The sequence below is a fragment of the Corynebacterium sp. CCUG 61414 genome (genome assembly GCF_024453945.1).
In the GTDB taxonomy this organism is placed as follows: Bacteria; Actinomycetota; Actinomycetes; order Mycobacteriales; family Mycobacteriaceae; genus Corynebacterium; species Corynebacterium pseudogenitalium.
Genome location: NZ_JAGPYU010000001.1, coordinates 1 through 13102, shown reverse-complemented (window position 1 = coordinate 13102; position 13102 = coordinate 1). Strand labels below are relative to the sequence as shown.

At 61.9% G+C, this 13102-nt stretch carries 14 protein-coding genes and 1 other RNA gene; 7 read left to right on the top strand and 8 right to left on the bottom strand.

Annotated features, from left to right (window positions below; genetic code table 11):
* Window positions 1-12: 12 nt before the first annotated feature.
* A complete protein-coding gene (locus KBX14_RS00075; protein WP_070362162.1) occupies window positions 13-216 on the bottom strand; it encodes a hypothetical protein in 204 nt (67 codons plus the stop codon).
* A gap of 37 nt (window positions 217-253) precedes the next feature.
* Between KBX14_RS00075 and KBX14_RS00070 the strand changes: the two genes are divergently transcribed.
* Window positions 254-1447, top strand: a complete 1194-nt coding sequence (locus tag KBX14_RS00070) for a galactokinase (RefSeq protein WP_256041630.1) — start codon at window positions 254-256, stop codon at window positions 1445-1447.
* A gap of 2 nt (window positions 1448-1449) precedes the next feature.
* Here the strand turns inward: KBX14_RS00070 and rnpB are convergent.
* From rnpB to KBX14_RS00050, 4 genes are all read right to left on the bottom strand, one after another.
* An RNA gene (gene rnpB, locus KBX14_RS00065) (RNase P RNA component class A) lies at window positions 1450-1863 on the bottom strand.
* A 40-nt stretch (window positions 1864-1903) separates the two neighbouring features.
* On the bottom strand, window positions 1904-3055 hold the full coding sequence (locus KBX14_RS00060; RefSeq protein WP_256005256.1) for a bifunctional RNase H/acid phosphatase: 1152 nt from the start codon (window positions 3053-3055) through the stop codon (window positions 1904-1906).
* 4 nt (window positions 3056-3059) lie between these two features.
* On the bottom strand, window positions 3060-3743 hold the full coding sequence (locus KBX14_RS00055) for a zinc ribbon domain-containing protein (RefSeq protein WP_070975120.1): 684 nt from the start codon (window positions 3741-3743) through the stop codon (window positions 3060-3062).
* A 17-nt stretch (window positions 3744-3760) separates the two neighbouring features.
* A complete protein-coding gene (locus KBX14_RS00050; RefSeq protein ID WP_070362158.1) occupies window positions 3761-4606 on the bottom strand; it encodes a Nif3-like dinuclear metal center hexameric protein in 846 nt (281 codons plus the stop codon).
* Window positions 4607-4641: 35 nt separating this feature from the next.
* Here KBX14_RS00050 and KBX14_RS00045 point away from each other — a divergent pair, with 35 nt between their 5' ends.
* Genes KBX14_RS00045 through KBX14_RS00030 form a run of 4 tightly spaced genes read left to right on the top strand, consistent with a single transcriptional unit; the run spans window position 4642 to window position 7289 of the window.
* Window positions 4642-5289 carry an HAD hydrolase-like protein gene (locus tag KBX14_RS00045; RefSeq protein ID WP_255366067.1) on the top strand — a complete coding sequence of 216 codons (648 nt, stop codon included), beginning with the start codon at window positions 4642-4644 and terminating at the stop codon, window positions 5287-5289.
* Window positions 5279-5743, top strand: a complete 465-nt coding sequence (locus KBX14_RS00040) for a low molecular weight protein-tyrosine-phosphatase (RefSeq protein WP_070477939.1) — start codon at window positions 5279-5281, stop codon at window positions 5741-5743. The genes KBX14_RS00045 and KBX14_RS00040 overlap by 11 nt, the downstream gene beginning before the upstream one ends.
* Window positions 5744-5781: 38 nt before the next feature.
* Window positions 5782-6705 (top strand): SURF1 family protein, encoded by a 924-nt coding sequence (locus tag KBX14_RS00035; RefSeq protein ID WP_070477941.1) that lies wholly within the window; start codon window positions 5782-5784, stop codon window positions 6703-6705.
* Window positions 6705-7289: a hypothetical protein gene (locus KBX14_RS00030; protein WP_256005259.1), complete on the top strand. Its 585-nt coding sequence runs from the start codon at window positions 6705-6707 to the stop codon at window positions 7287-7289. Before KBX14_RS00035 ends, KBX14_RS00030 begins: the two co-directional genes overlap by 1 nt.
* Window positions 7290-7480: 191 nt before the next feature.
* Here the strand turns inward: KBX14_RS00030 and KBX14_RS00025 are convergent, their stop codons facing one another.
* A complete protein-coding gene (locus tag KBX14_RS00025; RefSeq protein WP_084028560.1) occupies window positions 7481-8071 on the bottom strand; it encodes a TetR/AcrR family transcriptional regulator in 591 nt (196 codons plus the stop codon).
* Between the two features lie 76 nt (window positions 8072-8147).
* On the opposite strand from KBX14_RS00025, the gene KBX14_RS00020 reads away from it, so the two are divergent.
* A complete protein-coding gene (locus tag KBX14_RS00020) occupies window positions 8148-9122 on the top strand; it encodes a hypothetical protein (RefSeq protein ID WP_070362153.1) in 975 nt (324 codons plus the stop codon).
* A gap of 960 nt (window positions 9123-10082) precedes the next feature.
* On the opposite strand, the gene KBX14_RS00015 is transcribed toward KBX14_RS00020, so the two are convergent.
* A complete protein-coding gene (locus tag KBX14_RS00015; protein ID WP_256041629.1) occupies window positions 10083-10631 on the bottom strand; it encodes a hypothetical protein in 549 nt (182 codons plus the stop codon).
* A 32-nt stretch (window positions 10632-10663) separates the two neighbouring features.
* Window positions 10664-11596: a hypothetical protein gene (locus KBX14_RS00010; RefSeq protein WP_070362152.1), complete on the bottom strand. Its 933-nt coding sequence runs from the start codon at window positions 11594-11596 to the stop codon at window positions 10664-10666.
* Between the two features lie 260 nt (window positions 11597-11856).
* Between KBX14_RS00010 and KBX14_RS00005 the strand changes: the two genes are divergently transcribed.
* Window positions 11857-13002 carry a site-specific integrase gene (locus KBX14_RS00005; RefSeq protein ID WP_256041628.1) on the top strand — a complete coding sequence of 382 codons (1146 nt, stop codon included), beginning with the start codon at window positions 11857-11859 and terminating at the stop codon, window positions 13000-13002.
* Window positions 13003-13102: the final 100 nt, after the last annotated feature.

Below are 13102 nucleotides of genomic sequence, written 5' to 3'. Positions count from 1 at the left end.
GTGTAGTAGGGGCTACTTCTCCCAGGAAGGTGGGGTGCCCCAGTTGTCCTCGGCGGCCTCTTCCGCGTCCGCCTGCTGGTTACGCGCGGCCGCGATGCGCAGCGCATCCTCGGCTTCCTCGCGCGTCTTGTAGGGGCCCATGCGGTTTTCCCAGGACTGTTCTTTGCCCTCGGTGATCTCGCCGGTGGTCGGGTTGTAGTAGAAGTTTCCGTTCATGGCGCCCACCTTAGCGCCACGGGTATGGTTGTGCCCTATGAGTGTCCAACAGGAGATGCGTGCTGCGCATGCCCACCACGCTGGCTGCGCCCCCGACCACGTCGCTTCCGCGCCGGCAACGGTGGTGGTGGCTGGTGATGGCGTCGATAATTATGGCGGGGCGAGCATCATCGGGCTTGGCCCACAGCGGGTGTGTGCCGCGGTGAGCCGCAGGTCGGACGATGTCATTTCGCTCCAGTTCACGCGTGCCGACGGCCGGATCCTCGCCGCGACCACCACCCTGGCGGCACTCAACGCCCCTACCGCGGGCACCGAGGAAGCGCAGCTCGCGCACCGGATTACCGGGCTGATCCATACGCTGATCCACCGCCAGGTGCTTTCCCGCGAGACCACGGGAATGGACATCTCGGTGGTCTCCCACGTCCCGCACGGAGTTGGCCTCGGCGAGATTGCCGCGGCAGAAGCCGCCATCACGTTGGCATGCGCCGGCGCCCACGACGATATCGACGCCCCTCCCCTGCGCACGAAGCTTGCGGAGGTCTGCGCACAGTCCGCCACCGCGTACGCCACGTCCAGCCCACTGAAGGCGCGCTACACCGCGGCGCTTCGCGGCCACGGCACCACGCTGAACCTTGTGGAGCAGGCGGACGGCTCGGTCACGCAGATCACCCACCCGGAGCGCCTTGGCCTGCGGCTGTTCGTGGTGGCCAAGGAGCAGGCACCGCAGCCGGACGCGTTCGCGGAGTCGATGCGGCGGCGCCAGGAGTTCATCGAGACGGCAGCCGCTAACTTCGGCGTGGCCTCGCTGCGCCAACTACCTGACGCGACCGCGCGCGTGGTCCAGTGGGTGGAGGCCCGCCACACCGTTGGCGATAGTTCCGCACCGGATCCGCGGCGCGCACGCGCAGTGCTGCAGCGCTGTGAGGACGAAACGGCACGCGCACTGGGAGCGGCGCAGGCGTTGCGCTCGCAGCAGATCGATGCGCTGGTCAACGCGCTAAGCCCCCACGCGGGTGACGCCACCGATGAGGCCCTGGCAACCCCGGCGCTGCTGAGCCAGCTCGCGTGCGAGTGCGGAGCGAGCGTCGCAAGACCAGCCGCACCTGGGGTCTCCCAGTCGGTGCTGGCGCTGGTGCCGGCGTCGAAAGCCGAAAACTTTGCCTCCCGGATGGAGGAGAACCTGCTGGTCATCCCGATCACGACGGGTGAGGTTGGCAGGATCGAAGTGTAAGGCGAATGAGCCAGCCTATAAGCCGGATTCTGTACCCACGTCCGTAGGCGCGGGCGGCAACCATCCATCTGTGCGTCCCATCGCTGGGCGCATCAAGCAGCTACCTTCGGACTGGGCGGGCAGCCTCATCACGTCCGACGACCCCAGCCTTGCGGCTGCGGTTCTTGCCTTGCTCCCGGTGGGGTTTACCTGGCCACGCACATCACTGTGCATGCCGGTGCGCTCTTACCGCACCCTTTCACCCTTACCTACCCAGTTGCCTGGGTTGGCGGTGTACTTTCTGTTGCACTTGCCCGCGGATCGCTCCGGGTTGCTGTTAGCAACCACCGTGCCCTGTGGAGTCCGGACTTTCCTCGGTCCCCGCCAGCCACAACGCGTGTGGCGGTTCGGGGCGACGCGGTCGCCCGGCCGGCTCATTCGCACTGTGCCACTCTACAACACAGCGGCCGGTGCGCTTTATTTTCGGTGGTGGGCGACGTCGTTGACGCAGCGCACCACGCCCATCTCCCCGTAGAACTCCACCACAGAAATCGACGCCAAGTCCAGAAACAGGTGCTTGAACACTTCAGCGCTCACGTTCAGCCCCTGACGGATCACCGACTTGATCGGCGTGGTGTGCGCCACCAAGAGGATGGTTTTGCCCTCGTAACGCTCCTGGACGCGCAGCCGGGCACGCGTGACGCGGCGATGCAGCGATGCCAGCGACTCCCCGTTCGGCGGCGCGGTGGCGGCGGAGGCCTGCCACGCCTCGAACTCCTCGGGGTAGCGCTGCTGCGCGTCCTGCCTGCTGAGCGCTTCGAAGTCACCGAAGTCCACCTCGCGGAAGCCCTCCTCGGTGACGATGTCCTCGTGCGCAATCCCGAGCGCGTCCGCGCAGGCCTGCGCGGTTTGCTGGGCACGCGCCTGCGGTGAGGCAACGATCACGTCGATGTGCCCCATCTCGGCGAGCGCGGCCGCGGCCCGGCGCGCTTGCGCCTGCCCGATTTCGGTGAGCGGCGGGTTGGCCTGCCCGCTGTAGACGCGGCGGGCGGAGTGTTCGGTTTGGCCGTGGCGCAGCAGCACGAAGCGGGTGCGCGGGGCGTCGGTGCCGGACCAGTGGCCGGGGCTGGCCGTCTCGTGGGGCTGTGCCTCTTTTGGTGCTGCCGAGGCGACCTGCTTCGGTGCTTGCGCGGGCGCCTCGTGTGCAACGAGACCCTGTTTGCCCTTCGCGGCGGCGTCCATGGCCACGTTGGACAGCTCGTCGGCCTTCTTGTTCTTGGCGCGCGGCACCCACGTGTACGTCACCTTTGTGCACGTGCGTGCGAGCTGCTTCGCCTCAAGTGCGAGCTGCTGCATGTCGGGGTGCTTGATCTTCCAGCGCCCGTTCATCTGCTCGACCACGAGCTTGGAGTCCATGGACACCGCGACTTCGTCGGCGCCGGCGTCGATGGCGGCCTTCAAACCCTCAATGAGTCCGTGGTACTCCGCGACGTTGTTCGTGGACTTCTTGCCCACCGCGTAGACGACTTCCGCCAGCGTCTCCCCGTCCGGGCCGTAGACGACGGCACCGCTTCCGGCGACGCCGGGGTTGCCACGGGAGCCGCCGTCGCAAAACATGGCTACCTTCATGCGCCTACTCCTGTACCTGGGTGCGCACGAGCAGTGTGCCGCAGTTCGGGCACATTGGGACCTCGTCGGCCGGGGTGGCGTTGACCTGGTTGCGCTCGGTGGCGGGCAGGGCGATGAAGCAGCCGTTGCAGGTGCGGCCGTTGAACGCGGCGGCGCCGATTTCGTCGTAGGCCTCGAGGACGTCCGCGGGCAGCTGGCTGCGCAGTGCTTCGGTGTCCACGCGCTCGCGTGCCGGGAGAGCGTCCACGGCGCGCTGCGCGGCCTCGACCTTGCGCTCGAGCCCGTCCAGGCGAGCCCCATGGTTGTCGCGGTTGTTGCGCAGCGCCGCGATCTCGTTGTGGGCCTCCTTCAGCTCATACTGCAAATCCGCGATGCGCGACTTCGTGGTGTAACGATCGTGTTGCAGGTCCTTGCGGCGCTCCTCGTCTGTCTCCGCGCCGAGCATGCGCTTGTTGTCCAGGTCGCGGCGCTTGAGCTTGCGCTCGTCTTCCTGGATGCGCAAGATCTCCAGCTCCATGTCGTCGACGGCGAGCTGCGCCGCAGACGCCGCACCGCGCATGCGCTCGAGCTCCGCGGTGAGGCGCTGCAGCTCCTTTTCCTCCTCGCTCGTGGCCTCGGGGTGGGCGGCCTGGCGGTCAGCCTTGGCAAGATTCAGTAGTACCTGCTGGAGTTCTACGGCAAGTTTCACGGGGAAGCACTGCTCCTTTACTTGGCTTGATTCGGGTGGGCGGAAACGGTCCACGGGTCCGTGCGCACCGGGATGATGCACGTTTCCACGCCTAGCGGGTTCACGATACCCTCTGCCTGCTGCGTCCACGGAAATTCACTCGCCCAGTGCGCAGTATCGATCACGGCGGGCCCACCAGCGCGCAGGTGCTCGTCGACTGGGTGGTGGCGCAGGTCCGAGGTGACATAGACATCGACGCCGAGCGCCCTCGCATCGTCAAGGAAGCTGTCGCCCGAGCCGGAGGAGACGGCGACGGTGCGCACCATCTGCTCCGGGTCGCCTGCGGCGCGCACGCCCCACACGGTCTCAGGCAGGGCGTCGGCCACGCGCTGGGTGAACTCGCGCAGGGTCATCGGCTCAGGCAGGGTGCCCACTCGCCCAAGGCCGGTGGCTCGCTCGAGCGCCCCCGGCGTATCGACGTCCACATCCCCCACCGGGCGAATCGGCCTGCCGGGCCGAATCCCGACCAGCTCCGCCAACTTGTCATTGACCCCCGGGCGCGCCGAGTCCGCGTTCGTATGCGCCGCGAACAACGCGCAGCCGCCGCGGATCAGCGTGTGCACGACCTTGCCCTTCGGCGTATTCGCCGCAACAGAGTGCACCCCGCGCAGCAGTAGCGGGTGGTGAACCACCAGCATGTCCGCGCCTTCCTCCAGCGCGCGCTCCACCACGCTCATCGTGCAGTCCAGGGCAAACGCCACCTTGTGCACGGGCTCGTCCGGGTCGCCGCAAATCAGGCCGACCTGGTCCCAGCTTTCGGCGAGTTCGGGCGGGTAGGCGGCCTCGAGTGCCGCGACAATATCTCCTACAGTCTTCGTCGTCATGGCAACTAGCCTACAAACCTGGAATGCTGGTGGGCGTGACACTCCAAACAAACCGCCCGACCGTGCTCTTTGACGTCGACGGCACCATCCTCGACTCCTTCCCAGGAATCCGCGAAGGCTTCCTGCGGGGGCTCGCCGCCATCGACGTCGCCCCGCCCGACGAAGCGTTCATCGCGAAGATCCCGGGGCCGCCCATGCGCGAGTCCTACGAGAAGGCCGGGTGCACGCCCGCGCAAGTCGACGCCGCGATGCAGGTCTACTCCGACTTCATGAGCACCGACGGGTGGCAGCAGTTCACCGTCTTCGACGGCATGGCCGAACTCATCGCCCAGCTTGACCGGGATGGGTTCCGTGTCGGTACGGCGACGTCCAAAAGCGAAACCTTCGCCGAACTCGCGCTGAAGCGCGCGGGCATCTGGCCGCACCTGGACTTCCTCGGCGCCGCCGACCACGAGCGCGGCCGCAGCACCAAGATCGCGGTGCTGGAGTACGTCCACAACACCTTCGCAGCAAAGCGCCCCATCATGGTCGGCGACCGCACCCACGACTTCACGGGTGCCGCCCACTTCGACATCCCGTCCGTCGCCGTGACCTGGGGATACGGCGACGCCGAGGAGTGGGCACAGGCCACCCACACCGCACAAACCGCAACCGAGCTCAAGGAGATCCTCTATGCATATTGATTTCGTGTGCACCGGCAACATTTGCCGCTCGCCCATGGCGGAAGTCATCATCGCCGCCAAACTTGCCGACGCCGGCCTCGCCAACGACGTCCGCGTCACCTCCTCCGGCATCGGCGGCTGGCACGTCGGCGGCCCCGCCGACCCGCGCGCCGTCGCCGAACTCGCCAACCACGGCTACGACGGCACCCGCCACCGCGCCCAACAGTTCGGCGCCAACCAAATCGATGCCGACCTCATCGTCGCCCTCGACACCAACCACGTCTCCGAACTCATCGCCCGCGGCGTCCCCGAATCCCGCATCCGCCTGCTGCGCTCCTTCGACCCAGCCGCCCCCGAAGGCGCCGGCGTCGAAGACCCCTACTACGGCGGCGCCGACGGCTTCCAAACCACACGCGAACAAATCGAAGCCGCCGCCCCAGGTATTATCAGCTGGGTCAAAGCGCAGCTAGACTAGCCGGAGAAAGTACGGAATCTGTGAAAGCGGGAGCAACAATGCAACCTGAAACAGGTGCACAACCATGGTGGAAAACGTTTCTGACCCCCGGATGGGTCATCGTCGCCATCCTGATCGTGTTGTTCTCCTACTTCGCGTTCACCCTGCTGGCGCCATGGCAGCTCAACAAGAACGAAGCGCTCGTGGAGCGCAACGACCACATCAAGACCGCCTTCGAGCATGACCCGGTGCCGATCGGAGAGGTCGTCGACAAGCAGGGCGAACTCGCGCCCGGCGCCGAGTGGACCCGCGTCACCGCAACTGGCACCTACGCCCAAGACAGCGATGTGCTGCTGCGCCTGCGCCCCATCGACCGAACCCCATCCTTCCAAGTACTGACCCCATTCCGCCTGGACAACGGACAAAGCGTGCTCGTCAACCGCGGATGGGTCCCCGCCATCGGCTCCACCCAAGTCCCCGACATCGACGCCCCACCCACCGGCGAACAAACCATCTCCGGCATGATGCGCGTCGACGAAGGCGTACACCCCTCCGCACCCCTCAACGACCAGGGCTACACCATGGTCTACTCCATCAGCCCAGGTCAAGTCGGCGAACTCACCGACACCGCCCTGGCCAGCCCCTACGTCCAACTCCTGAGCGACTCCCCCGGCGTCCTCACCGCCATCCCCCTACCCATGCTCGAGACCGGCAACCACCTCTCCTACGGACTCCAGTGGATCGCCTTCGGCATCATGGCGCCCGCCGGCCTCATCTACTTCATCTGGGCCGAAACCCGCGAACGCCGCCGCTTCAAAGAAGAACAAGCCGAGCTTCTCGACGCCCCCTCCGAACCCGCCGAGCCTGTTGCTCCCGCCTCCGCCCCCGCTGCTCCCGCTGCTCCCGCTCAGGCGCGGTCCCGCTACGGCACCCAACGGCGCAACCCCTGGGCCAAATCATACGAAAAGGAAGAAGAACGCTAATGCCCCACCAGCTGACCCAACGCGACGTCAAACATCTCGCCCGCTGCCTCACGCTGCTCGGTGACGCCAACATCCACCTCGACGCCGCCGCCGAACCCGCCGACATCGAAGACGCCATCCTCGACGACCTCGACGCCTTCCGCGAAGCCCCGATGACCACGCTGCTCGGCCTGCGCGGACCCCACAACGCCCCGCTCATCGACTCCGTCGTCCACAGCGTCCCCCAAACCGACAACGCCTTCGTCCACCTCCTCGACTACATCGCCCTCGCCGCCAAAGCCCTGCGCGCCGAGCTGCGCGAAGTCGCCGTCTTCCCCGACCCCGACAACATCGAAACCGGCTCCCTCCGCCTGCGCGTCGGCGAATGGGACGTCACCGACATCGACATCCCGGCCGGTTCTTCTGGTTCTGCTGGCATCGCTGATGCCGAACTTGCCATCATCGGCGCCCTCATGCCCCTCGACGCCGAAGCCGTCACCTTCCAGGCCCCGCAAGGAGTCGGCGTCGTCCTCGCCGACGTCGTCCCCGGCACGCCGCAGGCCAGCATGCAGGCCGTCTTCACCGCCATCGAGGCGGAGCTGTAGGGGTTTCTGGGCGTTCGCCTTCGGGGAACTTTCCTGGGCTACCATGCCGATTCTGCTCCGGTCGAGGTGTTAGAAGCGTGCGATGCAGGTCGACCATTTCTGCCCAGCCTGGCCGATTTTCAGCGACCAGCATCGCACTCCTTGAATACCTCGACCGGAACTTCTTTCGGACCTTTAGGCAGCTCACCCTCCTACCCCTGCGCGCGCTGCTCGAGACCGTCCAGCAATAAATCGATGAGGTTCGGAACCAGGTTTTTTGCCACGTTATTGACCGGCACCCCGGCTGGCAGTGGACGGGTCACCACACCAAGGCCGATGTGGAACTCAATGGGGTCTAGATCTTCGGGGCATAGGTGGGCAGCTTTGGCAGGGTCGAGGAGGCGGTTGTAGCAGGCACGGATCTCCCTAATCCGCTTCTCGATCATGGGTTCGCGCCGCTTGATAGTCGCGGGGTCACTCATGGAATCGGCGAAGATCGCCTGCGCAAGCGCCGCGTGTTTGAGGTCCCCGATTTCGTGGGTGGCTTGGCGCCAGGCGTTGCGGGGGACGTCGGCAAATTCGTCGAGGTGGCGATCGATGACGTGGTTGATGTCCTCCACCGCGTGTTCGCCAATGGCATCCAGGAGGTCGATGCGCTCCGGGAAATGTCGCGTGGCTGTCGCCACTCCAACCTCGGCTTCCTTCGCGATGGCGCGCATGGAAACGCCGGGGCCGACGTCGATAAGAAGTGAGCGGGCTGCGGTGACGATGGCCTCGCGGTTGTCGCGTGCGTCTTGTCTCATGCTTGACAGCTTAACAAATGGAACACTATGTTCGGTTTGTGTAAGTGAAACACTGCGTTCCATATAGGAGGTTCCCGTGAACGCAACGAACAACTCAACAGTCAAGGCGGTCGGCGCCGTCATTGGAATCCCGATCATCATTGGGCTCATGCTCTTCGCATTCCTCGCACCAACCTTCGCATCAGGCCCGCGCAATGTGCCGCTGGCGGTTGCGGCGCCGGGACCGCTCGTCGAAAAGATGGAAGCAACACTAAGCGAGGACGGCCCCACCCTCCTCGTACGCGATTCCGACGAGGAAGTGCGCGATGCGATCGCACAGCGTGAAGCGGTGGGTGGGCTCGTGGTCACCCCGCAGGGTGCGACGGCATACACCGCCTCCGGCAACGGCGCACCGTATGCGCAGATGATCGAGGGCATGGCGGGACAACTCGAAGCTCAGGGCATGGACGTGACTCGCGAAGACCTCGCGCCGACCTCCCCGGACGACCCGCAAGCGACCGGCCTTGCGCTGCTCGGACTGCCGCTGGCGTTCGGCGGAATTGTCTCCGCCGTCATCGCGACACTCGGATTCCGCGGAAAGAAGTGGACAAAACTCGCCGTTCTCGTGGGGATTGCTGCGCTCGGGTCGCTGGTCGCGACGTGGATGCTGCACTCCGTCTACGGGACCCTCACCGGCAGCTTCGGGATGGAGTGGTTCGGCATCGGCTGCGGCATCCTCGCGACGTCGCTGCTCACCGCCGGTTTGGGCGCAGTCATCGGGCTGCCCGGCGTGGGCCTCGGCGCGATCCTGACCATCTTCGTCGCCAACCCGCTCTCCGGCCTGGCCACCGGGCCGTGGCTCCTCCCCGTCGGCTGGTCGACGCTCGGCCAGTGGATGCCAATCGGCGCCACCGGACACCTCGTGCGCTCCCTTTCCTACTTCGATGGCCTCGGAGCAACCCAGAGCTGGTGGGTATTGCTCATCTGGATCGTGGTTGGGCTCCTGCTCCTGTTCTTGGAGCGAGGTCGCGCTGCTGAGTCTGGTGCTACTGAGGCGGTTGCGGACCACTAGAGAAGGTCCTGCACGTTCCTGGGCATTCGCTGTGCACCACAATCCATTACGACCCCTGACGACCTGAGCAAATGCAAAGGTGCGTCGCGAAAATCCTAGATTTTGGTGCGCCACCCCTTGCGCTCTCGTTCTACCACTGAAATAGTTCCCGGGCTCGGGAACTATTTTTCGTTTTGGGCCTGTTCCCGTCGACCACCACTCACGTCTTCCCAGGTCGCGACGGATGTCCACAAAGATTGTTCCCGGTTTCACTGATGAACTACCAGTCAGTTTCCGTTCCGGTCGAGGTGTTAGAAGCGTGCGATGCAGGTCGACCATTTCTGCCCAGACTGGCCGATTTTCAGCGACCAGCATCGCACTCCTTAAAGCCCATGCTTTGAACCCGGCACCAGATACTCTCACGGGCTAAAGCCCTGAGCTTGGTCATTGCCCCTCCTTGAGTCGGTCGATGTGTACCTGGCTAAACCCGCACCACATGCCCACCAGCTCACCACGTGCGTCGTGGACCTCCACTAGTGGCAGCTCCTGCCAGCCCTTCATTTCCATCTCCACAATCTTCACGGGGTAGTCGTCGAGCTGTCAGACCTGCACGACGACCCCGCAGCGTGTGAGTGCGCGGATCGTGGTGGTGCACCGCACACAGTGTGGGCGGCTGTAAACGGTCGCGGTCATCATTTCATCTGTCATTGCCTTCTCCTTTGTAGAAGCCGATGATTGTCTGTAGGTCTTGGAGGGTGGTGTGTTGGTTGGTTCAGTGGGAGGAGGTGCGGGTGGTGGCGGTGGCGATTTTGAGTTCGCAGTTTTTCATGGGTGGTTTCTCCTCAGTGGTTGGGTGGTTTTGGGTATTAAAAATGGCCCCTGCACGAGGTTGTGCGGGGCCAGGCGGCGCAGCATGTTTAATGCTCCAGCTAGACTGAGAAACTTCGATTTCTCAATAATAGAGCTCTTTATTTTATCCGGTCAGCCATGCAATTCGCGGGTAGAGGAAACTTGCCGAGCTTGTTTAATAGCATCGCGATCTGCAGCAATGACAATTTCGGTGAGTTCTCCAAGTAGCCAAACTAAACGAATTGAAGAGTGCGCGAGTAACAGGAATCCTGCTTGAAATATGTATGGGGCAATACTCGGACAATTGAGAAGGCTAAGAAGATTAGCAAGTGTGAAAGCAAGGACTGCGAAAAATCCAGATGATGTGGAACTTATCCAATTGGACTTTAATGCTTTCCCTCCAAGTACTCGGAGTTTTTGAAAGCGTTTGCCGTTGGCAGTCAGAGCAAATATTACTACTACACCAGAAAAACCCGATACTGTAGCTGCAGCCCCAAGCGCGCCGGTATAGAGGGACTCAGTTCGATCTGGGGTCGCAGAGTCTGACAACGCATGCCAGATATCAGGTATTTGACCCGTCAGAGCAAGCAGCGCATGTAACATAGTGAGTGTTAGCAGCGTTGCATCAATTAGACGTGGATAAGAACGAAGTATCTCCTTCCGTGTCTTTCCCCACTTCATTGTATGCCTCTCTGCCTTCTATGGGATAACTTCTAAAGTTTACGAAGTTTTTCGCGAAATTTACTGTTTGCTTCAAGCATTCCCTGAAGAATATGCTCGGGCCCTGGTTGCTCATTTTCTTCGTTCTGGAACGATTCTTTAATCGTGATTCGATCGGAGATGAAGTCAATCGAATCTTTGCGCAGCTTTCCATCCTTGTCCCAATTGGTCAAGGTGGCCTCAGCTTTTTTGAATTTCTGAATATCCGTTTCCTTACCAAACAGGTTGACAAGCGCAGTCTTAATATCATCCTGTATTGAGGGGGAGACAGTATAATTGCCAAAGCTTAGAGTGATACCTACCGTCATCTGATTTCCGGTGTCGATTTCTTTAGCTTTCGCCAAAGCTTTACTCACACTGTCATCCCCATCAAGTTCTGCAAGGTCTACATCATTGTCGAGCGTGAGCTGAAGTCTAGTTGCACCATCAGCTTCTTGCAGACGTCTGAGTTGGTCCCTACGGACAAACGGGGTTAATTCGAAGCGATTTCCGCTTTGAAGAGTATTGAAATGGTGAGAAATTGCTGCGCTAATGGCGGAGACTGTAGCTCCATTCTGAGTTCTCGATATTGCTACTACGTTTTCGTGCCCTGATGCGGTCAGGTAGGCACCTTCGATGAGATGACCACCGATACCAGTTTGAGCGAGCCTCTCAATTTGGTCGCTGCCCTGGTCTCGATGGTCAGGCCAATCGTCTTTAGAACGAACCTTTCCAATATACAGGAACTTTACGGAAGGAGATTTTATACTTGCTGCCTGGACAATATAGTCCCTCCCATAGTGCTTAAATGAAAAGCTCGACCCATCTAAAGCATTAATCTCATCCCAAATATCGTTCCAAAATGTACTTGGGATATCGATAGGTTGGTCGTCCTTATCCCACCATTTTGGTGAGTAGTAGAAAATCGTCCGGTTCTTCGTGGCCATGTTTCGTCTCTAATTGAATTGGGTGTACTAGAGCCGATTTTAGCTAATCTCTTCCTCCGTATATCCGGTATGGATAACTGTTGCTATGGGGTCGCTAAAATCCCAGGTCAGTTTGTTGCCGCAGTTTGGACATGTGGTTGAGTGTTCCCAATCCTGCGGTTCAGGTATGGCCGAAGGGTTTTCCCAATGTGGCCATGCAGAAAAACCAGAAGTGCCAGGGGGCCACCAATCCAACCCAACAAAGGAAGGACACACCCATTATGGCAAGCATCACCCCATACAAAACAACGACAGGCCGCAAATGGCGCGTCCAATACCGAGACCCCACCGGAAAAGGCCGCACCAAACAAGGCTTCGCAAGAAAATCAGACGCCCAAGCCTGGGCCGCGAAAAACACCACCGCCATGGGAGACGGTGACTGGATCGCCCCCGAACTCGGCACCACCACCATCAACGACCTCGCCAACACATGGAAACAATCCTGGGCGCACCTCAAACCCGCCACCAAAAGCATCAACGAATCAACATGGCGCATCCACGTCGAACCCATGTGGGGCGACCGCCAAATCAAAACCATCCGCCAATCCGAGATACAGGTATGGCTCGGCACCATCAAAAAACACACCTCCGGCAAACACCCCGAACCAACCAACGAACCAGCATCCCCAACCACCGTACGCAACTGCCACATGGTCCTCGCCCAAATACTGGACCTGGCAGTACAAGACCGCATGATCCCATCAAACCCGGCGCGTGGGGTGAAACTCCCCAAAAAGAACCCCGGCATAAAGGTGTACCTCACCCCAGGCCAGCTACAAGCCCTTGTGCGTGAATGCGGCGACATGGGTGACCTCATAGCCCTACTCGGCACCTCCGGGCTACGCTACGGCGAAGCCACCGCCCTGCGCGTCGGCGACATCGACTTCCTACGCCGCCGCATACGCGTCGAACGCAACGCCCGCCACACCACGGCCGGCCCTATCTACGGCACCCCAAAAACCGGCGAGCAACGCACCGTAGCGATCACCGAGTGGGTTGCCGGTCTGCTTGAGAAGCGCACGCGCGGCAAAACGAAAGACGCCCTGCTGTGGACCGCAACCAACGGCGGGCCACTGCGACCCCTGGGCCACACATCATTCTTCGCGCACGCAGTGAAACGCTGCCAAGGCAAGGACACGTCGTTCCCGTCGAAGCTCACCCCACACGGGCTACGCCACGTCGCCGCCGGGCTCATGGTTGGTTCCGGGGCGAGCGTGAAGGTCGTACAACGACAATTGGGCCACGCTTCGGCAGCAATGACACTCAACGTTTACGCTGATTTGTTTGATGGTGACTTGGATGTCGTGGCGGAACGACGACTCGACGACACTTTTTCAAAATGTCGTGGAAATGTCGTGGCGACGTGAAAAAGGCCCTCCCCGATTCCTCGGGGCTTAAGGGACATTTTGTGTGTATAAATCTATCTGGTTTCCTGGGATGACCTCGGCCAACAACCAGATATGGTTT